The organism is Sorangium sp. So ce119, assembly GCF_051524405.1.
GTDB lineage: Bacteria > Myxococcota_A > Polyangia > Polyangiales > Polyangiaceae > Sorangium > Sorangium cellulosum_G.
In genome coordinates this window covers 8207404-8233592 of sequence record NZ_CP150310.1, presented here as the reverse complement: position 1 = coordinate 8233592, position 26189 = coordinate 8207404, and the positions used below count along the sequence as shown (strand labels likewise).

At 72.4% G+C, this 26189-nt stretch carries 22 protein-coding genes; 4 read left to right on the top strand and 18 right to left on the bottom strand.

Features of this window, described 5'->3' with window-relative positions; translation table 11 throughout:
• Positions 1 to 132: 132 nt before the first annotated feature.
• On the bottom strand, positions 133 to 918 hold the full coding sequence (locus WME76_RS31050; protein WP_437955867.1) for a helix-turn-helix domain-containing protein: 786 nt from the start codon (positions 916 to 918) through the stop codon (positions 133 to 135).
• A 68-nt stretch (positions 919 to 986) separates the two neighbouring features.
• A complete protein-coding gene (locus WME76_RS31045) occupies positions 987 to 1163 on the bottom strand; it encodes a hypothetical protein (RefSeq protein WP_437955866.1) in 177 nt (58 codons plus the stop codon).
• 556 nt (positions 1164 to 1719) lie between these two features.
• Between WME76_RS31045 and WME76_RS31040 the strand changes: the two genes are divergently transcribed.
• Positions 1720 to 2283 (top strand): ExbD/TolR family protein, encoded by a 564-nt coding sequence (locus WME76_RS31040; protein ID WP_437955865.1) that lies wholly within the window; start codon positions 1720 to 1722, stop codon positions 2281 to 2283.
• A 195-nt stretch (positions 2284 to 2478) separates the two neighbouring features.
• Here WME76_RS31040 and WME76_RS31035 read toward each other — a convergent pair whose 3' ends face one another.
• The 10 genes from WME76_RS31035 to WME76_RS30990 form a co-directional block, all read right to left on the bottom strand.
• Complete coding sequence (locus WME76_RS31035; protein WP_437955864.1) at positions 2479 to 3012, bottom strand: hypothetical protein; 534 nt, start codon at positions 3010 to 3012, stop codon at positions 2479 to 2481.
• A 77-nt stretch (positions 3013 to 3089) separates the two neighbouring features.
• Positions 3090 to 3968 carry a tetratricopeptide repeat protein gene (locus WME76_RS31030; protein WP_437955863.1) on the bottom strand — a complete coding sequence of 293 codons (879 nt, stop codon included), beginning with the start codon at positions 3966 to 3968 and terminating at the stop codon, positions 3090 to 3092.
• Entirely contained in the window at positions 3953 to 5917 is a 1965-nt protein-coding gene (locus WME76_RS31025; protein ID WP_437955862.1) for a BatD family protein, read from the bottom strand. The genes WME76_RS31030 and WME76_RS31025 overlap by 16 nt, the downstream gene beginning before the upstream one ends.
• Entirely contained in the window at positions 5914 to 6996 is a 1083-nt protein-coding gene (locus WME76_RS31020; protein WP_437955861.1) for a tetratricopeptide repeat protein, read from the bottom strand. The genes WME76_RS31025 and WME76_RS31020 overlap by 4 nt, the downstream gene beginning before the upstream one ends.
• Positions 6983 to 8137, bottom strand: a complete 1155-nt coding sequence (locus WME76_RS31015) for a vWA domain-containing protein (RefSeq protein ID WP_437955860.1) — start codon at positions 8135 to 8137, stop codon at positions 6983 to 6985. The genes WME76_RS31020 and WME76_RS31015 overlap by 14 nt, the downstream gene beginning before the upstream one ends.
• Positions 8134 to 9270, bottom strand: a complete 1137-nt coding sequence (locus tag WME76_RS31010; protein ID WP_437962171.1) for a vWA domain-containing protein — start codon at positions 9268 to 9270, stop codon at positions 8134 to 8136. Before WME76_RS31010 ends, WME76_RS31015 begins: the two co-directional genes overlap by 4 nt.
• 5 nt (positions 9271 to 9275) lie before the next feature.
• Positions 9276 to 10553 (bottom strand): hypothetical protein, encoded by a 1278-nt coding sequence (locus tag WME76_RS31005; protein ID WP_437955859.1) that lies wholly within the window; start codon positions 10551 to 10553, stop codon positions 9276 to 9278.
• Positions 10550 to 11458: a DUF58 domain-containing protein gene (locus WME76_RS31000; protein ID WP_437955858.1), complete on the bottom strand. Its 909-nt coding sequence runs from the start codon at positions 11456 to 11458 to the stop codon at positions 10550 to 10552. Before WME76_RS31000 ends, WME76_RS31005 begins: the two co-directional genes overlap by 4 nt.
• Complete coding sequence (locus tag WME76_RS30995; protein ID WP_061615569.1) at positions 11455 to 12441, bottom strand: AAA family ATPase; 987 nt, start codon at positions 12439 to 12441, stop codon at positions 11455 to 11457. The genes WME76_RS31000 and WME76_RS30995 overlap by 4 nt, the downstream gene beginning before the upstream one ends.
• Before the next feature lie 122 nt (positions 12442 to 12563).
• Positions 12564 to 13937 (bottom strand): serine/threonine-protein kinase, encoded by a 1374-nt coding sequence (locus WME76_RS30990; protein ID WP_437955857.1) that lies wholly within the window; start codon positions 13935 to 13937, stop codon positions 12564 to 12566.
• Between the two features lie 178 nt (positions 13938 to 14115).
• Here WME76_RS30990 and WME76_RS30985 point away from each other — a divergent pair, with 178 nt between their 5' ends.
• Complete coding sequence (locus tag WME76_RS30985) at positions 14116 to 15315, top strand: hypothetical protein (RefSeq protein ID WP_437955856.1); 1200 nt, start codon at positions 14116 to 14118, stop codon at positions 15313 to 15315.
• Positions 15312 to 17039: a hypothetical protein gene (locus WME76_RS30980; RefSeq protein ID WP_437955855.1), complete on the top strand. Its 1728-nt coding sequence runs from the start codon at positions 15312 to 15314 to the stop codon at positions 17037 to 17039. The genes WME76_RS30985 and WME76_RS30980 overlap by 4 nt, the downstream gene beginning before the upstream one ends.
• 18 nt (positions 17040 to 17057) lie before the next feature.
• Here the strand turns inward: WME76_RS30980 and WME76_RS30975 are convergent, their stop codons facing one another.
• From WME76_RS30975 to WME76_RS30965, 3 genes are read right to left on the bottom strand one after another with little or no spacing between them, the layout of a single operon-like run.
• Complete coding sequence (locus WME76_RS30975) at positions 17058 to 18623, bottom strand: dipeptidyl-peptidase 3 family protein (RefSeq protein ID WP_437955854.1); 1566 nt, start codon at positions 18621 to 18623, stop codon at positions 17058 to 17060.
• Between the two features lie 47 nt (positions 18624 to 18670).
• The gene (locus WME76_RS30970; RefSeq protein ID WP_437955853.1) at positions 18671 to 19606 is read right to left on the bottom strand and encodes an SDR family oxidoreductase; all 936 of its coding nucleotides are present in this window, start codon (positions 19604 to 19606) and stop codon (positions 18671 to 18673) included.
• Positions 19603 to 20514: a lysophospholipid acyltransferase family protein gene (locus WME76_RS30965; protein WP_437955852.1), complete on the bottom strand. Its 912-nt coding sequence runs from the start codon at positions 20512 to 20514 to the stop codon at positions 19603 to 19605. The genes WME76_RS30970 and WME76_RS30965 overlap by 4 nt, the downstream gene beginning before the upstream one ends.
• A gap of 449 nt (positions 20515 to 20963) precedes the next feature.
• Here WME76_RS30965 and WME76_RS30960 point away from each other — a divergent pair, with 449 nt between their 5' ends.
• Complete coding sequence (locus WME76_RS30960) at positions 20964 to 21422, top strand: GNAT family N-acetyltransferase (protein ID WP_437955851.1); 459 nt, start codon at positions 20964 to 20966, stop codon at positions 21420 to 21422.
• On the opposite strand, the gene WME76_RS30955 is transcribed toward WME76_RS30960, so the two are convergent.
• The 3 genes from WME76_RS30955 to WME76_RS30945 all read right to left on the bottom strand — a co-directional run bounded on the left by WME76_RS30955 (position 21389) and on the right by WME76_RS30945 (position 26140).
• On the bottom strand, positions 21389 to 21709 hold the full coding sequence (locus tag WME76_RS30955; RefSeq protein ID WP_061620949.1) for a hypothetical protein: 321 nt from the start codon (positions 21707 to 21709) through the stop codon (positions 21389 to 21391). The two genes, WME76_RS30960 and WME76_RS30955, sit on opposite strands and share 34 nt — an antisense overlap.
• Positions 21710 to 22205: 496 nt before the next feature.
• Complete coding sequence (locus WME76_RS30950; protein WP_437955850.1) at positions 22206 to 24017, bottom strand: protein kinase domain-containing protein; 1812 nt, start codon at positions 24015 to 24017, stop codon at positions 22206 to 22208.
• A 230-nt stretch (positions 24018 to 24247) separates the two neighbouring features.
• Entirely contained in the window at positions 24248 to 26140 is a 1893-nt protein-coding gene (locus WME76_RS30945) for a radical SAM protein (protein WP_437955849.1), read from the bottom strand.
• Positions 26141 to 26189 lie beyond the last annotated feature (49 nt).

The window sequence follows — 26189 nt, the reverse complement described above, 5'->3', positions numbered from 1 at the left end:
TGGCGCAGCGCCTGATCCTTCAGGCTGGAAGCAAGAACGCCAAGAGGAAGAGAGCGCCACGAGGAGAAGCGATTCTCCTGGCGCTCTCTTCCTCCTGGCGCTTCAGCGTGAGGGACGCGGGTCGGCGCCCCTTTAGCCTGTCTTCTCGACGTAGGTCATCACCAGGTACATGATGACCTCTTGCTTGGTCGGGTTCCTGTACTGGTGAGGCACGTCGGCCTCGAACAGGATCGCGTCGCCGGTCGCGAGGAGGTGGCGCTCGGCGCCGACGATCATCTCCAGCGTTCCGGACGTCACCACGAGGTTCTCGACCGTGCCCGGCGGGTGCGGATCTGCGTGTTCGGTGGCGAGAGGGGCGAGCTTGAGCTCGTAGAACTCCACCGTCCTCGGCACATCGAACGGGAACAGCGCGCGCGAAGAGAACGAGCCGTCGTGCGACGTCAGCACCTTGGCGCGCGCGGCCGGGATGATCGAGGTGCCGCCGATCGACTGGTCGCTGATCAGCGCCGAGAAGGGCACGCCCAGCGCCCGCGCGATCTTCCAGAGCACGTTGATCGTCGGCGTGCTCTGGCCGAGCTCGATCTGGCTGAGCATCGCCCGGCTCACGCTCGACGCCTTCGCCAGCCGCTCCAGGGAGAGGCCGCGCTTGGTCCGGAGGCGACGCAGGTTGGCGCCGACGATGCCCGTGAGCGCCGAGGACGCGTCCTGCGGGGCCATCTCGTAGGTCCAGGCCTCGTCTGGCGCCTCGTCCGCGTCCCGCTGCGGCGGCGTTTCCCCCTTCGCTCGGCTCGAGGTCGAGCTCGCCGGGCCAGCGGCGCTCTCCGGCCTGCGGTGCGAGGAAGGTCCAGCCAGCGACAGCGCGCTCTCCGTCGACTCGGCCGACGCAGCCGCGCCGTTCGCCAGGCCCGATGCGGTCAACGAGCCATGGAAACCATTGCCCGGGCTCCCCGCTGGGGAGGTGCGGCGCGTGTTCTGGCGGACGGATTTCATCGAATCTGCCAGACCGGCATCCACGTCCACACGGGGTACCACCAGAGGGCGACCGGCATGCCGACCGACTTGCCCGACGACATCGTGTCGCCCTCGTGGGCGCGTTCGTTCCGAACCACCCGCCGCTGCCGGTACTCTTCCAGGTCGATCACTTGAGCACTCTGGGCGCGCATCCGCTTTACCTCCAACCGGTAGGCACATCATCCGTTATAACGGATTGTTTGTCAAGGGACAGCTCGGCGATGACGCACCGGCGACGGCCACGACGGTCATCCCGACGGGACGCTCCCGGCAGGCCCGTCCATGGCGCAGCGTGTCGCCCCCCGCTGGGAGGAATCGCGCTCCTTCCCGCGTCATCGCCACGGCTGGGGCATGGCCGTCAGGACCACCCGAAATAACGCGATGCGTTAGTTCTGGGGCCGGGGCGAGGGCTCTGCCTCTGAAATACTGGACGAGGCGGAGCTCGCCGCAGGTGGCGCGCTCATCCGTCCGCCGGTCGCGGTGTCCGGTGCGCCACGACGGTCTCCCTTCTGTCGACCCGGTGTCGGTGTGTCCGCTCCCCACCTGCGCGGCGCTTCGCCTGTGGCGCAGGCGATCCGCCCGAGGGCTTTTCAGGAACATCCTGCGCGCGCCGTCCTCTGTCTTTCACGTCGCGGCGCTGCGGAGCCGGAGAGCGCCGCGACATCACGAACACACATCGCGGCATCACGAACACACGAGGAGGCAGCCATGGCGGGCGTCGACGTGGGTGGGGGCGAGAGGCGGGCGCGCAACAGCGAGATCAACATGATCCCGTTCATCGATCTTCTGATGGTGACCATCGCCTTTCTCCTGATCACCGCGGTGTGGGTCACGAACTCTCGTCTCAAGACCAGCGCAGAGGTGCCCGCGGCCGCCGGTTGCGGCGAGGATTGCCAGAAGGAGCCTCTCAAGGCGATGCACGTCCATGTCGGAGAGGACAGCTTCCGACTCGTGTGGAAGCAGGGCGCGACCGTGTTGAGCGAGGCGACCGTCCCCAGGCATCCTGTCGAGATCGGCACGACCGGCGCCACCGCGATCCGTTACACGGAGCTCAGCGAGGCCATCCAGCGCGAGTGGGAGCGGAGCGGCGAGCACCGCGCCCCGAGCGATCGTCGCGCCGACCAGGCCGTCCTCCACAGCGACGACAGGACGCCGTTCCGCGAGCTCGTCGCCGTGCTCGACGCCATCAACGCTCCCCGCCGCGCCGTCCTCCTCGAGGATGGACGCAGCGCCGAGATGCCGGCGTTCCTCGCCACGTTCTCCGCGCGCTGACACCCCCCATTCCGCCGTAGGCCCCCAGAGAGGGTGTTCGCTGCGCCGGGCGGGGTGGGGGATGGGCCGATGTCTGAGCCTTGGATGTTCGTCATCCGGCTCGCCGGATGACGAACATCCAAGGCGAGTTCGGCGGGGCCCCCACCCCGCCCGGCGCAGCGAACACCCTCTCTGGGGGCCGGGCCCCTCCGGGCTCTACGCCGTGAACTCCGTCGTCAGCGCCACCCAGTTCGAGGGCGGCCGGACGGCGTAGCTCAGCGCCAGCACCTCGATCAGCACCACCCGGTAGATCGCGTGGACGTCGTCGACGTCCACCTCGTGCGCGTTCGCCTCGAGCGCCGCATCCAGGTGCTCCTGGACGAAGGCGAGGACGTCGGGCTGCTCCATCGCGATGACGTCGTCCGAGTCGACCGCCTCGGCAGGATCGTGGAGGCGGATCTGCTCGTCCAGGTTCAGCGACTCCTCGACGCCCGTGAGCGCCGTCTCGGTGACCTCCTCGAGGTCCTGTCCGAACAGCTCGTCGAAGGCGAGCCAGATCGCGAGCGTCAGGAAATAGCCGAGGGCGAGCGCCGTCTCGTCGAGCGGGCCCGAGAGCACCGTGGAGATCCGGTCGGCCAGCGCAGGCTGCGTCTGCTCGAAACGCGTGAACGCGTCGTCGAGCTGCTTGCGCGAGTCGTCGTCATCTTCGGCGAGCTGATCCTCGATCTCGGACAGGACGCGCGCAGGCACCTGAGCGTACGAGGGGACGGGGCGAATGGCTGCGCGGCGTACCCACACGCGGACAACCTAGCACACGATGGCGCGGTTCATGGAGCGAGCAACCGGATGCTCGACGCCGGAACCCACCCCTCGGTCGCGCCCCAGCGGACCTCCGCGAGCCCGCCCGATCTCCTGCCGACCTCGACCGACGCGCCCTCGGGGATCGGGGTCTGCTCCGCGACGGGCAGCGCGCGCCCGCCCTCGTCGAGGAGCCGGACCTCGGGGACGACCACGACGCCGGCGCGCGTCGTCAGCCGCAGGTGCCGCGCCGCAACCGTCAGCGGCACCAGCGCGAGCAGCGCGACGAGCGCCGTCGGCGCGAGGACGCTGCCCGCGACGTGCAGGGGGCCCGCCGGGCGGCGCCGCAGCACCACGCCGACCGCGAGGAGCAGCGACGCGAGGAGCGCGGCCGCCGCCCACGTGCGCTCCGACGCGAGGCCGACGATGACCCGGTCGAGCGTGGGCCGCGCGTCGACAGCGTCCGCGGCGCGGCGCGAGCGCCGGCGCGTGATCTCCGCGCGCACGAGGTCGAGCGCGCGATCCGCGTCCGTGTCGCCCGGACGGAGCCGCAGCGCCTCCTCGAACGCCGCCGCCGCCCGGCCCAGGTCGCCGGGGCGATCCGCGCCCTCGCGGACGCGCAGGACATAGGCGAGGCCGCGGTTGTAGCTCGCGTCCGGGTGCACGAAGCCGCGGTCGGCGAGTAGCTCGAACGTGTCGATCGCCGCGCCGTACTCGCCGCGGCCGAGCGCCGCCGTTCCCTGCTGGAACAGCGCCTCCGGGGCCTCGGCCGGCTGGGCGCGCGCGTCGCTCTCGGCCGGCTGGGCGCGCGCGTCGCTCGAGGGCAGCGCCGGCGCGAGGCACGCGGCGAGGAGCAGGAGCGCGGCGGCGAGGGGGCGCCTGCGGCGGCCGCTCACGTCGGCTTCCATCGGGCGAGCTCGGTCATGACGGCGCGGCTCTTCTCGACGAGCGCCGCGGACGCGGCCGCGCCGCCCGCCTGCTCGGCCGGCTCGAACCGGATCGCCTCGCACGCGGCCAGGGTCTCGCAGGCGCGCGCCGCCAGCGCCTCGGGGACGCCGCGCTGGCCCAGCTCGCCCGGGAGCGCCGCGAGCAGGACGCCGCGGGAGCGGAGGCCCGTCGCGGACTCGATCGCCCGGTGCACGGCGCGCTCGACCGCCGCGGCCGTGGCCTTGAGATCCCCCTGCGCGGCGGCCTCCTCCGCCTCTTGCGCCGCCAGGGCCGCGAGCCGGGCGGGCGAGGTCGCGCCCGCCTCGCGGCGCTCGCGCGCCCGGCGCACGAGCCGATCGCCGGCGCCGAACAGCGTGACGAGGAGCGGCGGCGCGGCCAGGAGCAGCCAGAAGGGCGCCCCGTCGAGGGGCAGCGTCGCGGGCGGGGCGTACGCGCCGAGCGACGCGCGGAGCCCCGGCATCCCGGCGAACGGCTCGGCGCGGCCGGCCGCGTCGCGGTTCGCGTCCATCGCGCCGGACGCCGGCCCGGAGGACGCCGTCGGAGCGACCGCGGCCACCTGCACGACGCCGAGGTCCGCGGTCTCGACCACGTAGCGCTTCTGCGCCGGATCCCAGTACGGGAACTCGATCTTCCCGAGGCTCACCGCGCCGCTCTCCTGGATCCGGACGACGTAGCCGAACGAGCGGAAGCCGCCGATCGCGCCGCCGCGCGGCTCGAGCGACTCGCGCTTCTCGGGGTCGAGCCACTCGAGGCCGGTCCGCTCCGGCACCCGGAGCGACTGCGGGAAGTTGCCGGTGCCGGCGACCTGCACGGTCACGGCCACCGAGCCGCCCTGATCGATCTGGCGCGGCTGCACGGTCGCCTTCAGCGTGAACTGACCGACGTCGCCGAGGTTGTAGCCGGACGGGCGGCCGGCGACCGGCGGCTCCGTGACCTGGACGACCACGTCGTTCGACTCGCGCAGCACGCGCGCGCCGATGCGGCGCCCCGTGATGCGCGCCTGCATGCTGCCCGTGTGCAGCTCGCCCGCCTTCAGCGGGAACAGCGCCAGCTTGTCGACGAGGCGCGCGGCGTAGCGGTGCCCGCCGACCCGCGTGTACACGGGCCGCTCGTGGCGCGCGTCCTCGAGGAGCGCGTGGCGGAGGAAGTCCGCGGCGGGCGCGGCGCGGGGCTCGCTCATCTCCGCGTTCTCGCGGAAGTACAGGTAGAACGAGACCGTGACCTGCTCGCCGACCACCGCGGCCGTCTTGTCGGGGATGGCGCGCAGGAACACCACCGGATCGGGCTCGCTCGGCATCGCGAGCTCCGGGGCCTGATCCTCGGGCTCTTCCTCGACCTCGTCGTCGAGCAAGCCGCCCGGGCCGCTGAACGGCCACGGGAAGCCGTGCAGCGGGCCGCCGGGCAAGAGGAACGGGTTGTTCGGCCGGCGCGGCCGCCCGCTCGCCGGCACGACCTTGATCAGGATCGGCCCCGCGGTCATGCGCTTGCCGTTCCACGAGATGGTCGGCCCGGGGATCGTATAGCGGCCGGGCTTGTTCGCGACGATCTGCCACGTCGCGCTGATCCCGAGCTGCGTCGTCACCATGCCGCCGCTCATCTGCGTCTTCATCTGCGTCCCGATGCTCGGGCCCGAGACGATGTCGAGATCGGGCGGGACGCGCAGCTCGGGGTCGGACGGCATGCCGGCGCCGCGCTCGACGAGCGCCTTCACCTCGACCGTGAACGGCTCGCCGACCTCGACCTCGGTGGAGCTCGCGCGCGACGAGAGCTCCGGCTGCTGGGCGCGCGCCGCGAGCGGGGCGAGCAGCGCGAGCAGCGCGAGGAGCAGCGCCGTCGCGAGCGGCGCGGGGCGCGGGGCGGCGAGGGCCGCGAGCGCGAGCGGGGCAGGGGAGAGCGCCGGGCGCGTCACTTGTCCTCCATCCCGCGGCCGCGCCGCATGCCGGCCCTGCTCTTCGCTTCCTGCTCCTGGTACGTCGGCGCCTCCTCGAGCTGATCGAGGACGCGATCGTCCTGCCTTCCGGGCTGCGGCTGCTCCTGGGGCTGCTCGGGCGGCGGCTCGGGCTGGTCGGGCGGCCCCGCGTCGGGCGGCTGATCCTGCGGCCCCGCATCGGGGCTCTGATCCTGGTCGCCGCCGTCGTCTCCCGCGTCCTCGGCGCCGCCGTCGTCGTCCGCGTCCTGGTCGCCGCCGTCGTCGCCCGCGTCGGGCTCGCCCGCGTCGGGCTCCGCGTCCGGCTCTGCATCGGGCTCCGCGTCCGGCTCTGCGTCCGGCTCCGCGTCGGGCTCTGCGTCCGGCGGCCCGGCGTCCTTCTGCTCCTCGATGCGCCGCAGCGCGATCGCACGGTTCCAGGCCGCGTCCCGGCCGATGCCGTCGCCGCCCGCCTCCTCGAGCAGGCCGGGGATGATCGCCAGCGCCTGATCGTAGTACTTCACGGCGTCCTCGTACTTGCGCCGCAAGAACTCGAGGTTGCCCGCGAGGTAGCGGGCGCGCGCGCGCAGGTCGGCCGGCACGCTCGGATCGGCGCCGATCGCCTTCACGAGGGTCAGCGCGCAGTCGATCTCGATCCCGCGCAGCGCGTCGTTCTGCTCCTGCTCCGGCCCGCCGTCCGCGAGGTCCTCGTCGCCGAACCGGTGGCCGTAGCGCTCGGCCAGGTGGAACAGCGTCAGCCCGAGGTCGAACGAGCCGTTCGGCTTCTGGCGCACGGAGTCGGGCAGCCCGATGCCGGCGTCGCTGCACGCGCCCGTCCCGAGGTAGCTCTCGAGCGCCTGCGCGGCCGACTCGAGGTTGCCCGCGTCGAGATCGCGGATCGCCTGGTCGACCGCGGGCGCGTTCCGCTCGAACGGCGACGTCGGATCCCACCCGCTGCACCCGGACGCCGCCGAGAATGCGGCCCCGGTGAGGCACGCCGCGCCGAGCCCGATCGCGAGGACGCGCCCGTGGCGCGCGAAGAACCCGGCGAGATCCGCCCGCTTGCGATCACGACGCGGCATGCTGCCCTCCCGCGCTGCCCGCCTCGGCCGGCCCTGCCTCGTCCGCGAGATCCGCGCCGCCCGGGCGGCCCTTCAGCAGCGCCGCGCGCCTCGGCGCGGCCTTGGGGTGCGTCGCCACGAAGCGCCGGCGCGGGGCGTCCTTGAGGAACACCTCGGCGATGAGGAGCAGGATCGCGAGGCCGAGCGGGTAGAAATACACGTCCGCGTAGACCGTCTCGACCCGCTCCGAGAACTCGCTCTTCATCTGCCGCCTGAGCTCCGCGGCGATCGTCTCGATGCCCGTGGTGCCCTTCTCCGCGCGGATGATCTGCCCGCCCGGCGTCGCCTGCGCGATCGACGCGAGCTGCTGCTCGCCCGACAGCGACAGCTCGGTGGTGAGCGGCTTGCCCTGGCGGTCCTGCCGCCACCCGACGATGCGGCCGTCCGGGCCGATCTCCGGGATCGGCTCCGGCGTGCGCCCGCCGATCTGCACGACGTGGATCGTCGTGCCCTGGGCGCCGATCGCCTGGGCGACGCTCAGCGGGTAGCCCTCCAGATCCTCGCCGTCGGTGACGAGCAGGATGATCCGCTTGTGCTCGGCGGACTTCGGATCGCGGCGCAGGAGCTCGTTCGCCTGGTCGAGCGCGCGCGCGATCGCGGTGCCGCCGATCGGCATGTCGTTCGGGTCGAGCTGGCGGAAGAACTGCGCGATCGCGGCGCCGTCCGCGGTGAGCGGGAAGCCCATCGGCTCGCCGGCGAACGCGACCGCGCCGAAGCGCGCGCCCTCGAGATCCTTGATGAGCCGGGCGACCTCGACCTTCGCGCGGAAGATGCGCGAGGGCTCGACGTCGCGCGCGTACATGCTCTTCGAGTAGTCGAGCACGACCACCACGTCGACGTTGGTCGCCGGCACGAGCCGCGTGCCCTTGCCGTACTGCGGCCGCGCCGCGGCCACGAACGCGAGCGCCGTCGCGAGCACGAGGAGCACGCCCTTCCAGGCGCGGCGCTTCGCCGGGTCGGCGGTGGTGAGCGCCTTCACGCGGTCCTCGTCGCCGAAGCGCTTGATGGCGCGCGCGACGCCGAAGCCGCCGAGGATGAGCAGGAGCCCGATCAGCGCGGCGAACGCCGTCCCGAGCAGGAACCAGGGGGCCGCAAAATTCACGGGAACCTCCGGAGCAGCCAGGCGCGCAGGAGCGCGTCGAGCCCGATCAGGAACACGCCGGGCAGGAGCAGGAACGGGAAGAGATCTTCGTACGCCGAGATCGACGCCTCGAAGCGGGTCTTCTCCAGCCGGTCGAGCACGTCGTGCATGCTGTCCGCGAGCGCCTTCGCGTCGGTCGCCACGTACGACGCGCCGCCGGTCTTCTGCGCGATCTCCTGGAGCAGCGCGGGGTTCACCGGGAAGCGGTGGCGCACGTAGCGCGGCTGCCCGAAGAGATCGATGCCGTCCTCGACCTCGACCTCGTCGTCGGTGCCGATCTGGATCGTGTAGACCTTCACGCCGAGCGAGGTCGCGAGGTGCGTCGCGTACTCGGGGGAGATGGCGCCGGCGTTCGAGTCGCCGTCGGTCAGGAGGATCACGACCTTCGACTGCGCGTCGCTCCTGCGCAGCCGGGCGACCGCGGTGCCCAGCGCGTCGCCGATCGCCGTCGCGCTGCCGTCGATCACGTTGAGCGTCATCTGCGAGACCATCTGCGTCAGCAGGTGGTAGTCGAGCGTCGGCGGCGACAGCACGTAGGCGGCCTTGCCGAAGACGACGACGCCGAGGCGATCGGTCTTCCGCCGGCTGATGAAGTCCTGGAGGACGAGCTTCGCCGTGTCGAGCCGGGTCAGCCGCTTGCCGCGCGGCAGCTTCGGCTGGCCGGGGAGGTCGGCCGGCCTCGCGTCGAGGATCGCGCGCATCGAGCCCGACAGGTCGAGCGCCACGACGATGTCGATGCCCTTGTCGTCCGAGCGCTGCTCGCGGAGCACGCTGACCGGCCGCCCCATCGCCAGGATGAGCAGCGCGAGCGCGACCGTGCGCAGCACGCCGGGCAGGTCGCGCAGGTGGCTGCGCAGGCCGCGCGGCCCGCGCGCGAGCGGCGCGACCGTGCCGAGCCGGAGCCGGGGCTTGCGCGCGTCCTCCGCGAAGATGCCCCAGTACCAGACGACCGGCACCGCGAGGAGCGCGACGAGGAACCACGGGGTCTGCCAGCTCGCGCCGAGCCAGGCGTCGCGGCGCGCGAGGTAGGGGTAGACGCAGGCGATCGCCGCGACGACGAGCGTCGCCGCGACCGCGAGCGCCGCGCGCTTCACCCGGCTCAAGGCGCCTCCTCGGGCGCCCGCGACGAGCGGGCGGGCGGCTGCTTGCCGGACGGCGGGCCGCCGGGCCCGGCGGCCTCGCCGGGGCGCACGGCGGGCGGCGTCGTGCGGTGCACGATGACCTCGCCGCGCTCGATCGCCTCGAGGCAATCGGTCTCGGTCGGCTGGAGGCGCGCGAACTTCACGAGGTCGCAGTCGGCGAGGAACCGCGCGATCTGCGGCAGCACCGGCACGGGCGGGCGCACCCGCGCGAGGAGCGCGCGCATCTCATCGCTGGTCGTCTCGAGGCCGTCGAAGCCGTACCGCGCGCCGAGGTACTTGCGCACGCAGTCGCTCACGCGGTCGAAGTACTCGTCGGTCCGCCCCTGGCTGAGCAGGTCGGAGCGCCGGAGCACCTCGAGCTCCTCGAGCGCGGCGAGCCACGGCAGCTTCGGCGGCGGGGCGGCGACCACGCGGGGCCGGCGCAGCCAGCGGCGGACCAGCCAGGCCACGAGCACGCCGAGCGCCGCGCCGATGAGGATGCCGAACGTGAGCTGCTTCGCGAGCACCCACTCCTCGCGCTGCGGCCGCGGCGGCGGGTTCGGCCTCACCTTGGGATCGCGCTCGTTGGCGATCGGGTCCTCGACCACGATCTCGTGCGGCCGGGTGCAGATCGTGACGAGCTCGCCGCTCGCGCGGGACACGGCGATCGGCACCGGCGGGAGCTGCAGCACGGTCCTCCCCGGCTCCTTCGGCAGCGGGACGAACGGGATGATCAGCCTGGTCGTCGCGCCGGTGTCGGTCGCGGTCGTCGTGCTGGTCGGCCCGGCGCCCGCGTCGGCCTCGGGCAGGATGAACCCCGCCTTCTCCAGCGCGCGCGCGGCGTCGCTGTCGCCCTGGACCTTGAAGCCCTCCGGCAGCACCGTCTCGCCCTTGCCGTGCGCGACCGTGACCTCGAGGTGGGCCGCGTACCCGCTGAACCCGTTCCTCGGGAACGTCTCCTGGATCTGCGGCCGCGTCGCGCCGGCCGGCACGTGCTCCGCGCACGAGGCCCACACGCTGCCCGCGCCCCGCTCCGTCGCGGCCGGCGCCGGCGCGGGCGGCGGAGGCGGGGGCGGCGGGGCGTCGTCGTCCCGCGCGGCGGGCCCGCCGGCGCCGCCCGCGGCCGGCTGCGCGCGCGCCGGCAGGGCGCACGCGAGCGTCGCCGCGAGCGCGGCCCAGGCGAGCGGTCGGGCGATCGCCGCGCGCGAGCGCGCAGGCGGGCGCGCGGCAGAGGCCCGGGAGCGGCGCGGCGTCATCGCCGGAGCCTCCGCGCCCGCTTGGCGAACAGGTCGCGCAGCGGGGTCACGAAGCTCTCGCCCGTCTTCACCACCACGGCGTCGAGCGCGAGCTTCTTGAAGAGCTTGTCCCGGTCGCTCCGGAGCTTGCGCATCGCGGTGCGGTAGTGGTCGCGCACCGCCCGGTCGCCCGTGTCGACCACGACCTCCTCGCCGGTCTCCAGGTCCTCGAACGTCGCGAGCCCCACGTCGGGCAGCTCCTCGTCGCGCGGATCGACGAGCATCACCGGGATCACGTCGTGCTTGGCGGCCGCGAGCGAGAGCGAGCGCTCGAAGCCGGAGGCGAAGAAATCGCTGATCACGAACGCCACGCTCCTCCGCTTCGCCACCTTGACCAGGGTCTCGAGCGCGAGCTTCAGGTTCGTCCCCGTGTACTTCGGCTCGTGGCCGAGGATCTCCCGGATGACGCGCATCACGTGCTTGTCGCCCTTCTTCGGCGGCACGAGCTTCTCGACGGCCTCGGTCGCGAGCACGAGGCCCACGCGATCGTTGTTCTTGATGGCGCTGAACGAGCAGAGCGCCGCGAGCTCGGCGGCGACGCGCGCCTTCGACGCGCGCCGCGTGCCGAACTGCTCGCTCTGCGAGGCGTCGACGACCAGCATGACGGTCATCTCGCGCTCCTCGACGAACACCTTCACGAACGCCTCGCTCATGCGGGCCGAGACGTTCCAGTCGATCCAGCGCACGTCGTCCCCGGGCATGTAGGCGCGGACCTCGCGGAACGAGAGGCCCTGCCCCTTGAAGACGGACGAGTACGTCCCGGAGAGCTGCTCGTTGGCGAGCCGTCGCGTCCGGATCTCGATGCGCCGGAGCTGCTTCAGGAGCTCGGGCGGCAGCGGGTTCTTCGAGCCGGAGGCCTTGATCACGGCACCTCGACCACCTCGAACACGCGCCGGACGATCTGCTCGGACGTCACCTCCTCGGCCTCGGCCTCGTAGGTCAGGACGACCCGGTGCCGGAGCACGTCGGGGCCGATCGCCTTCACGTCCTCCGGCGTCACGTAGCCGCGGTGGCGGAGGAAGGCGTGCGCGCGCGCCGCGAGCGCCAGCGCGATCGAGGCGCGCGGGCTCGCCCCGTACTCGATGAGGCTGCTCAGCTCCCGCATCCCCTTCTGCCCGGGCTCGCGGGTCGCGAAGACCACATCGACGATGTAGTCCTTCACGCGGTCATCCATGTACACGTCGCGCACGACCTTGCGCGCGGAGACGAGCTCCTCGGGCGTCGTCACCTTGGCGGCCTTGCCCTCGATCACCGCGGTCGTGCGGTCGATGATCTGCCGCTCCTCGGCCCGCGCGGGGTAGCCGACCTTGACCATCAGCATGAAGCGGTCGACCTGCGCCTCGGGCAGCCGGTAGGTCCCCTCCTGCTCGATCGGGTTCTGGGTCGCCATGACCACGAACGGGCTCGGCAGCGGGTAGGTGGTGTCGCCGATCGTGACCTGCCGCTCCTGCATCGCCTCGAGCAGCGCGCTCTGCACCTTCGCCGGGGCGCGGTTGATCTCGTCCGCGAGCACGAGGTTCGCGAAGATCGGGCCCAGCTTGGAGGTGAAATCGCCCTTCTGGTGGTTGTAGATGACGGTGCCGATGAGATCGGCGGGCAGGAGATCCGGCGTGAACTGGATCCGGGAGAACTTCGCCTCGATGGCGTCGCAGAGCGTCCGCACCGTGAGCGTCTTGGCCAGCCCGGGGACGCCCTCGAGGAGCACGTGCCCTCCGGTCAGCAGCCCGATGAGGATGCGCTCGATCATGTACGTCTGACCGACGATGACCTTGCCAACCTCGTTGAGCAGGGTGTCGATGAAGGCGCTCTCTTTGGCGACCAGCTCGTTCAGGGCGCGTACGTCGTGCATAACGGGTGGGAGCTCATAGCAAGCCCGGCCGCCCGAGGACAACCGGCGTCGCCCGATTATTCCTCGGGCGCGGGGCCGGGCCGCCGCGCGCGCCGCGCGCCGACGTGCCGACCAACGCCGCGCTAGAAGCCCGGATCGCGGAACTTGGCGCGCCCGGTGTCGGCCGGAGATCTCACCGGCGGCGGGGCCGCGGTCGCGCTCGCGGCGGGCGCGGAGGACGGCGGCGTCGCGGGCGCGGACGACGGCGCCGGCGCGTCGGCGCGCGGCGGCTCCGTCGCGCGCGGCTCGGCGGTGGCGACCTGCGGCCGCGGCTCGGCCGGCAGCGCCGGCGCCGCGGGCTCGACCGCCCCCGGGGCGGCGGGGCCGTCGCCGAGGCCGACCCACAGGAGCGTCGCCGCCCCGAGCAGCGCGCCCGAGGCCACGAGCGCCGCCGCGGTGGCGATCGTCCGGGCGCGGCGCTGCGGGTCGAGGCGGGAGAGCGGCCGCCCCCGCGACCTGCCGTCCGCGGCGCGCAGCGCGTCCTTGATCACCGCCGTCCGCCGCGCGGCGCGCGAGGCGAGCGCGTCGCGGATGTACCCCGTGACCTCCTCGCGTCGGCCGCCGAGCGTGGCCTCCACCGACTCCAGCGCGTCGGCGAGCTCGGCCATCGTCGCGAACCGCTCGGCCGGATCCTTGGCGAGCGCGCGCATCACGGCGGCCTCGAGCGCGGGCGGGTAGTCGGGGACGACCGAGCTCGGCGGATCGACCGGCTCGGGCCGCGCGATGCGCGCCATCGTCGCGAGGTCGTGGCTGGCCGCGAACGGGTGCGTGCCCGTCGTGAGCTGATAGAGCACGATCCCGAGCGCGAAGATGTCCGACCGCCGGTCGAGCTGCTCGCTGTAGACCTGCTCGGGCGCCATGAAGAGGATCTTCCCCTTCATGTGCCCGGTGTTGGTCGTCGGGTTGTCCGCCTGCGCCATGGCCTTGGCCACGCCGAAATCGGCGATCTTCACCGAGCCGTCCCGCGTGATCAGGATGTTGTGGGGCGAGACGTCGCGGTGCACGAGCCCGACCAGCGTCCCGTCGTCGTCCCGGAGCTCGTGCGCGGCGTGCAGCCCCCGCGCCGACTCGATCGCGATCCGCACCGCGACCGGCAGGGGGAGCGGCCGGCCCTGCTTGCGGGTGCTGCCGCCGAGCAGCTCCACGAGCGCGTCGCCGTCGATCCACTCCATCACGAAGTAGAGCACCCCGTTCTGCTCACCCTGATCCAGGATCGCGCACACATTCGGGTGCTTGATCCGGGCCGCGATCCGAGACTCGGTGAGGAACATGCGCTTGCAGCGCGGATCGCTGGAGAGCGCCGGCAGCATCGTCTTCACTGCCACGATCGTGTTGCCCGCGGCTCCGCCGCGCTCCCGGGCTGCCCACACCGTGCCCATTCCGCCCTGCGCGATGGCGATCAGCAGCTCATAGCGGCCGAGGTGCTGACCTGGCACAAGATCGACGGGCGCTATCACAGCTCGTACCTGCGACTCCTGTGTCGTCGTGAATCCGACCATGCTGAAGCTCTCAGCGGTGATGCAAGAGCGTTCCAGGATCGGGCACCAATCTCAAACAATTTTCCAGTTGTCGAGAATCGAGGAGCATGAGTACGGTTAGATTGCCTCTATCGCTTCGTTGAGGAAGGAGGCGCAGGTGGAGCATCGGATCACCATCGGCGGAGTGGTATTCTTCGCCGTGGTCGGCGTAGGTCCGGCTGCGTTCGCCGATCCTTCCCCGCCGATCGAGGGGCGCGCGCCGCCGGCCGCCGTCGCGGGCGATACGGCGGTTTCTGCCCCGCCGCCGGCCGCCGTCGCGGGCGATACGGCGGCTCCCGCCGCGCCGCCGGCGGCCGCCGCGGGCGATACGGTGGCTCCTGCCGCGCCGCGGCAGCCGAGCGCCGCGGAGCTCGCGACAGCGCGGCGCCTCTTCGCGCTCGGCCTCGCCGCCGAGGATCAAGGCCGGTGGGCGGAGGCGCTGGAGACTTACGAGCGCATCCGCAAGGTCGTCGTGTCGCCGTCGCTCTGGTACCACCTCGGCGCCTGTCACGAGGCGCTCGGCCACGTGGTCGAGGCGCTCAACGCGTTTGAGCTCGCCCAGGCCGGCGCGACCGCGCGGCGCGAGACCGCGCTCGCCAGGGAGTCGCGATCGCGCATCGAGAAGCTCCGCGCGAGGACGTCGCAGATCGTCCTGCGCCTGCCCGAGGACGCGACCGGCGTGCGCGTCGAGATCGACGGCGAGCCGATCCACCCGGCGCTCGTCGGCGCGGCGATCCTCGTGACCCCCGGGGAGCGGCGGGTCGTCGTGCGGGCCGAGAACTACGCAGCGCCGTTCGAGGCCGCGGTGCAGGCCGAGACGGGCGCGATCGTCGAGCTGCGGGCCGATCTCGGCCCCAGGCGGCCGCTCGTTGCCCTGCGGCCGCTCGCGCCCGTTCGCCCGGCGCCTCCCCCGGCGCCCGCGCCGGGCCCGCGCATCCCCCCGGTGGCCGTCGCGGGGACGGCGGTCGCGCTCGCCGCCGGCGCCCTGGTCACGGGCGTCATGGCGTACGACGTGCGGCACAGCTTCGTGCGGCTGAACGAGAACCCCACCCCGGGCTCGCTGGACGAGCGGCAGGCCCTGCGCGACCGCGGGCAGGCGCTCGCCACCACGAGCACGGCGCTCACCGGGGCCGCCCTCCTCGCGGGCGGCTTCGCAGCGTACCTCTTCTGGCCCTCCTCCTCGTCGCCCGCGACGCCTCCGGACGGCGCCGGGCCGCAAGCGCGGCCCGCGACAGCGCCGCGCGCCCCCGGCCCGACGGCGCTCTCGCCGTGGGTCGGCGCGGACGGCGCGGGCGTCGCCGTGCAGGGGGCGCTGTGAGCGACGCGCGTCGCCTCGGCATGGGCGTCGTCGCGACGCTCGCCGTGGCCTTCACGGGCGTGGGCGCGTGCGCCTTCATCGCGCCGTTCCCCGAGGTCGCGCCGGACCCGCCGGGCCAGGGGGGGAGCGGCGGCGGCGGCGGCGACGTCGTCGGCGTGGAGCCGGGCGCGGGCGGGGGCGGCGAGGTCGTGGAGAGCTGCGCCCCTCGCGCCGAGGCGGCCTGCTACACAGGGCCGCAGGGCACCGAGGGCGTCGGCCTCTGCGCGGCCGGCGTCGCCGCCTGCAACGACGACGGGACGGCGGTCGGCCCGTGCGTCGGCCAGGTCCTGCCGGCGTTCGAGAGCTGCACCACGCCCGCGGACGAGAACTGCGACGGGCGGGCGTGCACGGGCGATCCCGTGCAGAGCGTCGCGCTGGGCGGCACCGGCGATCAGCGCGGCCGGGCGATCGCCGTCAGCAAGGAGGCCGTCGTGGTGGTCGGGTCCGCGTCCGGCAGCACCGACCTCGGCGCGGGCCCGTCGGACGAACTGGGCACGCTCGCCGAGGCGGACGCGTTCGTCGCCTCGTTCCCCCGCGACGCGCTCTCGCGCGACGGGCTCTCGCGCGGCGGTCGCTTCCGGTTCAGCCGCCGGTTCGCGGACAGCGTCGCCCGGGGCGTCGCGCTCTCGCCGGAGGGCGACGTGGTGCTCGCGGGCAGCGCGTCGGGCGACGTCGACTTCGGCGGCGGCGTGCGCAAGGGCCGCGGCCACCGCGCCGACGTGGTCGTCGCGCGGTTCGACGCCGCGGGCGCGCACCAGTTCAGCCAGCGCTTCGGCGACGCCGACACCCAGCAGGCGACGGCCGTCGCCGTGGACAGCGCGGGGAACGCGTTCGTCACCGGCGAGTTCTGGGGCACGCTCGACTTCGGCGAGCCCAGGAAGGGCGAGCGCTTCACCCTGAAGAGCCAGGGCAAGCGCGACGTGTTCCTCGTCAAGCTCGACGCCGCGGGCAACGTCCACTGGGCCAGGCAGTTCGGCGACGAGGAGGACCAGGCCGGCACCGGCGTCGCCGTCGACGGCGCGGGCAACATCGTCCTCGTCGGCTGGTTCAGCGGGAGGATCGGCTTCGGGGGCGAGAAGGACCTCATCACCGTGGCCAAGAGCGACCTGTTCGTCGCGAAGCTCGACCCGTCGGGCGACCACGTCTGGAGCAAGTCCGCCAACGCGACCAACGCCGCCGAGGCGCTCGGCGTGGCCGTGGACGGCGCGGGCAACGTCCTCGTGACCGGCTCGTTCCGCTCGTCGGTCACCCTCGGCGAGTCGCCGCGCACGACGGCGGGCGACAAGGACGTCCTCCTCATCCGGCTCGACGAGAACGGCGTCCCGCTGTGGAGCGAGGACTACGGCGACGACGCGGACCAGGAGGGCGCCGCGATCGCCGTCGACCTGGCCGGCAACATCCTGTTGACCGGCTCGTTCCGTGGGAGCCTCGAGATCGGCGACGAGGTGCACTCGGCCCGGGGCGCCGCCGACGCGTTCGTGGCCAAGATCGACCCCGACGGCAGCCCGCTCTGGTCGCGTCGGTTCGGCGACTCGGGCGAGCAGGCAGCCACCTCCGTCGCGGCCGATCTCCTCGGCAACAGCTGGGTGACCGGCCACTTCGACGGCACCCTCGACCTCGGGACCGGCGGCGCGGTCACGAGCCGCGGCGCCGGCGACGCGTTCCTCGTCCAGATCGGGCCGTGAGCGCCGCCCGCGGGCGGCTCACTCGCCGGCGAGCGGGTAGATGGGCCGGATGTCGATCGGGATCCCCTCGAGGCCCCCGAGCGCCTGGTGCATCGGCGCCGAGACCGCGCCGTACCTCGCGAGGAGCTCGCCGGCGGCCTGCTTGTCGCCGCGGTGCTGGACCATGCAGAGGTCGCGGACGAGGCGCGTGATGGCGGCCTCGAGCTCCGCGGTGTCGACCGTGAAGCGGCCGGTCGCCGGGTCGAAGCGGGCGGCGCGCTCCTCCAGGAAGCGGTTGATCTGGAGCGCGGCGCCCTTGCCGTGCGCCTCGGCCACGCCGAAGCGGGTGCTCCGGAAGAGCCCCGCGAAATAGGACACGAGGAGCTTGTCCCTGAAATCGGCGGGGAAGTGGCCCCTCCGGATCATGAACAGGACGTTGTAGGCGCCCATCACGTCGGCCTTGGCCTCCTCGAGGGCGGAGTAGGTCGAGCCGAGCGCGATGCGCACCTCGACCCGCTCCCCGCCGGCGGTCGTGAACGCCGGCCCCAGGCTGTGCGAGAGCTCGTGGAAGAGCGTCTCGTTGAAGAACGCGTCGGCGGACAGGTGCTCGAGCTGCGCCGGGTCGAGGATGCGCTCGGCGATGGGGCGCATGATCCGCTCGAACTTGGTCTCGATCACGTTGCGGAGCAGGACCTTCTTGGCCCCCTTCTCGGCGCGGACGCGCTCGTCGTTCGGCAGGTTGAACGCGATCGTCTGGACCGATTTGCGGGCGTCGCCGGCGCTGAAGACCAGGTCCACGACCTGGATGGGGCTCTCGCCGCCGCGCTCCGTCTTCACGTCGTCGGGGATGGGCAGGTTGCGCTCCATCTCCGGGAGCAGCTCCTTGTACCGGGAGAGCTTCCGGGAGGCCTCCGGATCGCTCACCGTGACGAACGACTCGAACGAGGCCTTGAGCCCGAGGAGCTCGTCCTCGTAGGTCTCGTACGGGCCGATGGTCACCTCGACCTGGCTGTCGAGGTCCATCCAGTCCTTGTCCGATGCAAAATAATCGTCCGAGCGGAACGCCTCGGCCCTGGACTTCAGGAACCGCCGCAGGCTCTCGTTCGCCGTGAGCGCCGCCGCCTCCTCGAGGAGCGCGCCGGCGGGGCCGAGCCACGCCGCGTAGGCCTGGCTGTACGGCACGGCGACGAGCTTGCCCGCGTCGCGGCGGATGAGCGTGAACAGGCTCTCGAAGGCCGCCTTGTCGCCGCGGTGCTGCGCTGTCCACGCGTGGAGCTCGTCGGCCGAGAGATCTTCCGGGTAGAAGCCGGCGCCGGGCGGGCGGGGAATGTCGATGGCGAAGGGGCGGTGGTGATCCTGCCTGTCCCACGGGCCGCGCATGATGTCGAAATAGGCGAGCCGGTCGCGCCCTTCCGGGGTGCCGTCCGCGAGGAGCCGCTCGCGGAGCTCGGGGTTCGCGGCGTAGGCCTGCCGGTCGAAGATGGGATCGAGCAGCCGCGAGGCCTCGATGAGCTTGCCGAGCGCCGCCCGCTCCGGCTCGGGCAGCTTGCTGACGTCCGCGGTGAGCCTGGCCGGCGCGAACTGCTTGACCTTGTCGGAGAGCATCGGGACCTCCTCTGGCGTGATGCGATGTCCGGCGAGCGCCGGGCGGTTCAGGGTCGGCTCGTCTGGACCGGGTGCGCGTCGCGGTACTCGCGGATCGCCTGGGCCTCGTCGACGGCGTGCTGGAAGCCGGTGGCGGCGCGGAAGGCGGCGCTGTCCACGACGACGGGGTACTTGATGTGGGTCAGCGCCGCGCGCGGGAGCTTCGGCAGGCCGAAGCGGCCGAGCGCGTTGCGGAGCACGAACTCGGGGAGGGGCACCGGCACGCGCCCGGCCGCCCGGATGATGAGCGACAGGGGCACGGGCTGCGGGCCCGAGACGTTGTAGACGCCGCGGATGCGCTTCTCGAGGGCGAGGCAGATGGCGGTCACGACGTCCTGCTCGTGCATGAACTGGAACAGCGGGTCGAACCCGAGGACGTACGGGACATGCGGGCCGCGCAGGAAGCTCGCCAGCGTGCCGTGGCCCGTCGGGCCGAGCGTGTAGCACATGCGGAGCACGGTCGTGCAGAGCTCGGGGGCGCGCCAGAGCGCCGTGCAGGCGTAGAGATCGGCCGCGACGAGGTCGGCGAGCTCGGGGAAGGTGGACACCGCCATCGGCGGATCCTCCTCGGTGTGGTAGAGCGGCGACTCGGGGCCAGCGCCGTAATAGGTGTGTCGTCCGACGAAGATCACGTGCTCGACCCCGCAGGCGCGGCTGTTGTCGAAGACGACGCGCGTGCCGCCGAGGTTGATGCGATACCGCTCCTCCGTCTGCTCCACGAGGTGCGTCACGGTCGCCATGTGGATGACGGCCTGGGGCCGGCTCTTGCGGAACACGTCCTCGGCGGCGCGCTTCTGGAGATCGACGTTGTGCATCTCGACGCCGGCGGGGGCGGTCGGCCACGGCCGCCGGTCGATCCCGATCACCTCGTGCCCCTCCTCGAGGAGGCGCGTCGCGACCATGCGGCCGAGCTGGCCGGTGATTCCGGGGATGAGGACCCTCATGCGCGCTCCTTCGATGAACCCGGCGACGAACCGCGCGATGAATCCGGCGTTGAATCCGGCGATGGACCACGCGCCTGCGCCGTGGCGCCGCGCTGGTCGAGCGCGAGCTTCCCGCGGCGCCGCTGCCGCCCGACCTCGATGAGCTCGGCGATCTTCGCCTTCACCTGATCCACGTGGCCCATGATCACCTCGTCTTCCTCCGCCCCGGTTCCGGGGAAGGTCATCGGCTCGCCATACGTGATCTCGAGCTGGACCGGGAGCGGGGCCGGGACGAGGTACGGCGTGATCGGGACATACGGCACCCCGAACAGCCGGCCGATCGTGTACGAGTTGGCGATGGTGGGCACCGCCTCGCCCCCGCCGACGAAGCCGAACGGGAGGATGGGCGTCCTCGTCTTCATCGCGAGCCGGACGAACCCGGACCCGAAATGCACGAGCGAGTTGCGCTCGCTGTAGAGCTTGGCGGTGCCGCGCGCCCCCTCGGGGAACACCATGAGCAGCCGCTCGTCCTCGAGCAGGCGGCTCGCGTGCTCGGGGAGGCCGGTGAAATGCCCTGTGCGGCTCGACCAGAGCGAGGTGAACGGGAGGCGATTGATGAATTTCTCCGCCATCCCCTCGGCCAGCCGCGGCGGATCCATCTCGAAGAACATCGACGCCACGACCATCGCCCCGTCGATGGCGACGCCTCCGGAGTGGTTGCCGACGAGCATCGCGCGCCCGCGCGCAGGCACGTTCTCGGTGCCCACCACGTCCACCGAGAAGTAATGGTGATAGAAGAAGTCCAGCAACGAGAAGAAGAGACCAAGGTGCTTCCGGGAGATGCCGTAAGGATCGACCCCGAAGCTGTTGAAAGGGATCTCCAGCCGCTGGACGCGCTGGGCAATCGAGTCGTTGACGAGCAGTGTCAAAGGTCACCCTCCGGAGGCGTCGGCGCCCGGAGGGTACGCGCGATCGGGCGGGGAGCACAACCTCCGCAGGGCCGCCGCCGAGGAGGCGGACGGCCTGCGCTGCGCCGGCGCAGGGCTCGAACGAACGCGCAACGGATGCGCGCGCCTCGCGGCGCGCTTCGACGCTTCACCGCTCTCCACGGCGCTTCACGGAGGAGCTCCCGCGTTCTCGTCGAGGATCACATCGTGAAACATAACGCGCCGCGGCGGCATCCGCGGCGGGCTCTGCGCGCCGTGTTCTCCGCCGAGGAGCGCGGCGCAGCCATTGAGCAGCCCCGCCGCTCGCGGTATGGGTCGCCCATGTCGACCCGACCTCGCGCCCCAGAGCTTCCCCGTCAGGCGCCGTCCGACCGCGCGCCGGAAGGACGTCCCTGCAACGCCCATCGGGAGGTCGCCCCGTGACCGATCTCATGATCCGCCGGGCCACGCCCCTGGATGCGGCGATCCTCGCGGCGAACAACAGGGCGATGGCGCTCGAGACGGAAGGCAAGGTGCTGGACACGTCCATCACCCTCCGGGGCGCCGCCGCGCTGATCGCGGACGAGGCGAAAGGGTTCTATCTGATCGCCGAGCGCGCCTCCGAGGTGGTCGGGCAATTGATGGTGACCTACGAATGGAGTGACTGGAGAAACGCTACTTTCTGGTGGATCCAGTCCGTTTACGTGTCGCCCGCGGCGCGGCGCGGCGGCGTCTTCCGGGCGCTGTACCGGCGAGTCCACGAGATGGCGGCGGACGCGGGGGACGTATGCGGCATCCGGCTCTACGTGGAGACCGGCAACGCGCGCGCACAGTCGACCTATGCCGCGCTCGGGATGCAGCGATCGCATTACGAGCTCTACGAGCTCGACTTGGCTTTCGGTTCCTCCTGAGGTGTCCGGATCTCCTGGCTCGCGTCGGGGGGAGCGACCGCGGGCATCGAGGGCCAGGATCCCTTGACCAGGGCGCGCATCGCGGCCGTCTTCAGCGCGACCTCCCGGGGCTCGAGGAAGACGGCGAGGGCCTGGCGGATGTGGGGGAGCGAGCGGATGAGGTCGGCAGGCGTCATCGCGTCGGGCGGCGACACACCGCTCCGCTCGCAGGCCTCCTGGATGATCCTCCTGGCGAAGGCCGGCGCCAGGCCACAGCAGTCGACCACCTGCTCGAACAGCGAGCGCATGAGCTGATTCCCCCGGGGTAACGTCTGACGCGCGGCGCGTCTTTCACTTGGGCGATCTCATTCCGCCCCATGACAAGAATAGCCTGCCTCCCATGTCACGCTCGTGAGATGACGACTGACCTTCTGATGTCCTTTGCGAGGATGTAGGTGGCGAGGCGACGCGTCCCATGGGCGACGACGCGGCCCGGCGTCGCGCGATCGGAACAGATTCGCAACAGGCGCAGAGGGAGGTCGCCGGAGCGTTGGACGGGCTTCCATCGCCGGAGTGTTGGACGTGGCGCCGAAAAGGATCATGGCCGGCCGGCAGCGAGGATTGCGCGGCGCGTGGTCGGTGCGCGGGCCCGACGACGCGATGTCTGTCCGTGGCTGACGTGCGGGGCGAGCGGGTCGCCGGGCGCCGCCGAGCCGGCGCGATGAGCAACGGGATCAGGCGCCCCGGCGGTGTCTCCCCGCCGGCGCGATGACGTCGCGCGTCGCGCGCGTCACGACCCGCGTGTCACAACCCGCTGGGCTTGTAGGGCGTCCGGGAGGTCGTGCGCGGGGCGGTCCGCTTCGGCTCCGGGGCCTTCGTCGTCGCGCCGCGCGCGGCTGCGCGGGCGGCCGGCTTCGTCGTCGGGGCCATCGACCCGCTCGCGGTGCGCATGTCGGGCCGGCCAGCCTTGGGCTTGGCGGTGGGCGGGGTCGCTCGCTGGGCCGGCCGCGGGGCCGCGCTCGCCGCGCGGTGCGCGGTGGGCGCCGGGCCCTGGACGGCCTTGCCGGGGAGCCGCGGGGCGGAGCCGGGGTCCGGGGCAGCGCCGCCGAGGGCGGGGGCCTGGGCCGCGTTGGCGTTGACCAGCGCCGCACCCTGGGCCGCGTTGACGAGGGCGGGGGCCTGGGCCGCGCTGGCGTTGACCAGCGCCGGGCCCTGGGCAGGCCCGCCGGGCTGCGCCGGCGCGGCCGCCTCGCCGGTCGCGCTGTCCGCGTCGGCCGCGGGGAGCGCCGACAGGATCGACGGAGCCGCGACGCTCTCCGCTTGCAGCGCGGCGGGCGCGCGCTCGCCGGCGACGAAGAAGACCACCACCCCGACCGCGAGCGCGACCGCGCAGAGGGTCGCGATCACGCTGCGACGCACGATGTGCTGACGGCGGGCCACCGCCTCGGAGACGACGGCGCCCAGCGCCGACGCGCTGGCGTCCGCGCCCGAGATGTCCGGCGCCGCCCCGAGGCCCTGCTCGCTCCGGGGGGCGCGCTGGCTCAGGGGCAGCGGCTCGCTCCGGGGAGCGCGCTGGCTCAGGGGCAGCGGCTCGCTCCGGGGAGAGCGCTGGCTCAGCGGCGACCGCGCCGACCTCGGCCCGGAGCCCGACGCCGGGCCGCTCCGCGCGCTGGTCGGCCCGCCGAGGCCCTCCGGCGACCCCCGCAGGCCGACCTCCTTGATGAGCGCCTCCACCGCGCGGGGGGACGACACCGCGAGGCCCGGCGTCTGCGCGGCCGCCTCCTCCAGCGCCTCCGCGAACGCGGCGGCGGTCGGGAACCGGCCGTTTGGGTCCGTGTTCAGCGCGCGCAGGCAGATCAGGTCGATCGCGGCCGGGACCGACGGCACGACCCCGCGCGGGCCCGTGGGCGGGCCCTGGAGGATCTGCGCGATCAGCGCGCCGTCGTTGTCGGCCTTGAACAGCCGCTCCTCCGTGAGCATCTCCCAGAGCACCACGCCGGCCGAGTAGACGTCGCTGCGGCGGTCGATCTGCTGCGCCCGGATCTGCTCGGGTGCCATGTACGCGAGCTTGCCCTTGAGCGCGTTGCCCCGCGTCGACATGAGCCTCGTCTCGGCGCGCGCCACGCCGAAGTCGGTGATGCGCGAGACGCCGTCGATGCCGACGAGCACGTTCTGCGGCGATACGTCGCGGTGCACGAGGTGGAGCGGCTCGCCCTCCGACCCGGTGAGCTCGTGCGCCGCGTGCAGGCCCGCGAGCACGTCGAGGAAGATGCGGAGCGCGATCCCGAGCGGGAGGGGCCGCTTCGCCCGCGCGCACGTGCGGAGCAGGAGGTGCAGCGACGGGCCCTCGATGTACTCCATGACGAGGAACAGCGGGTCCTCGACGAGATCGAACGTCGCGACGACGTTGGGGTGGCGCACCCGCGCCGCGAGGCGCGCCTCGTCGAGGAACATCGCGACGAACTCGGGCTCCGCCGCGATGTGCGGGTGCATCATCTTCAGGGCGACGAGGCGCTCGAACCCGCCGGCGCCGACGGCCCGCCCGAGATACACGGTGGCCATGCCGCCCGACGCGATGGCGCGCAAGCTCTCATAGCGGCCAGCGTGCAAGGTCACATGCGGAGGCTACACCATGCCTCGTGCGTTCTCCATGAGTCCCGCGCTGTTCCCGCGGGCGCGCCCGTCCAGCACAGCATGATGAACGGCGGGTGTTTTCGGGTCGATGTGAGGCGCCCTACGACCGATGGTCGATTGGCCGACATCCGGCGTCGGCGTGGGCCCCATGTCGGCGATCGGCGCGTCGGCGATCGGCGCCGGTGGCGCAGGCGTGCGTGGCGGCTGCGGGATCAGCTCACGATCGGCAACCGCCTGGTCGGCGGCCGCGCGCGCGGGGCGCCCTGCTCGCGCTCGCGCAACGCAAGGTCGTGCTCGACGATCGTAAGGGGATTGTCGTAGGCCGGTAGCGGAAGATCCTTATTCTTCGCATACACCGGGTGCCTGCCGTGCTTCTTGTACCACTCGGCCACCGTGGCGTTGGCCTTCATCTTCTCGAGGATGTTTCGCCACCCAGCGCCGGTGTTGTACGCGCAGAAGCTGATCTCACCGAGCTGCGTTCCGTACGGAATGATGCACATCTCGGTGCGACGGAAGTCGTAATTGAACAGGTCCTGAAACCACATGCCCGCGACGAAGAGGACCCGCCACTCGTACTCGCGGGCGTCGCCCTCGCCGGCGTGCGCGGCGCCGGTCTGGCTCATGAACTGCTTCACCAGGGTGCCGAGGTGGAAGTTGGGCGGCGCCTTCTCGGGGCGGTAATGGCGCAGCAGCGCGGCGACGACCTGGGCCTTCGTGAGGGCGCGGCCGCGCCCGGCGTCGAAGATCGCGCGCAGGTCGGAGAGCAGCCCCTCGACATCGACGAAGTCGAGCAGCGGGACCATCTGCTTCGTCTTCTTGTGGACGAACAGCGCCGTCCCGATGCCGCAGTTCGGGTGGCAGCCGCAGTTGATCTGGCCCCAGTCCTTGTCGGGGCCGTCGAGGAGATCGGTCACGTCGCCGAAGGGGCCGAGCGACGAGAGGGGGAACCAGTCGCGGAGCGGATCGGTCACGCCTGTCTGCCGGGCGACGTCGTGCGCGAGGTGGCTCAGCGTGTAGCGCTGCTGCTCGCGCAGCTCGTCGGAGATGTCCTCGTCGCGGCCGGTGAAGCTGACCGGCTGGAAGCTGACGACCGTGATCTTGTCGGCGTTCTGGACCGCGAAGTCGATGATCGGCCCGACCTGATCGTTGTTCACGCCGTTGACGATCGTCACGACCAGGATGACGTCGATGCCGGCGGCCGAGAGCTCCTCGATCGCCCGCAGCTTCACGTCGTAGAGGTTGCCGATCTTGCGGTGGCTGTTCGCGGTGTTCGTGACGCCGTCGAACTGCAGGTACGCCATCCGGAGGCCCGCCTCCTTCGCCTTCCTGGCGAAGCCCGGCTCCTCGGCGAAGCGCAGCCCGTTCGTCGCGCACTGCACCGCGAAGTATCCCTTCTCGCGCGCGTACCGGATGGCGTCGAGGAAATGCGGGCTCAGCGTCGGCTCGCCGCCGGAGAACTGGATCGACATCTGCCGGCGCGGACGCACGTCCGCCGCGTCGTCGAGGATGCGCGTGATCTCGTCCCAGGTGAGCTCGTGCACGTAGCCGACCTGATTGGCATCCATGAAGCACGGGTCGCACATCATGTTGCAGCGGTTCGTCAGGTCGACCGTGAGCACCGCGCCGCGCCCGTACCGGATGGTGCTCGAGCCGTGGTTGTGGATCTTGTCCGGCGTCATCTCGACGTCGCGGCCGGCGAAGAGCCGCTCGATCCGGGCGAGGAACTCCGGGTCGATCGAGATCGTGTCCGAGAAGGAGCCGTGCTTGGGGCAGGTCTTCTCCATGACCACCCGCCCGTCGCGCGCGACGATGCGGGCGCGGATCTCCCCGGGCTTGTCGGTGATGAGCCGGGTCCAGTCCGCCCTGCCGCTCAGGATCTCGGCGCGCGCCTCCTTGACGCAGCGCGGGCACAGGCTGTCCGTCTCGCGGGGCCAGCCGAGCGGGGGCTTCGAGCGCTGGCCGCCCCTCGGGATCGGTTTGTCGCTCCATTTGGGGTGAAACGGCTCGGGCTCGCCACCGAGCCGGCTGAGCTGCTGCAAGACCGGCCACACCTTGTTGGCGGATACCGTGATGGCCTTTTCCAGTGTCCGTACCAGGTCGATCAAGCGTCACCTCTTCTACAGCCGCTCTCCGCGGCCGCACCGTAGGTCGACC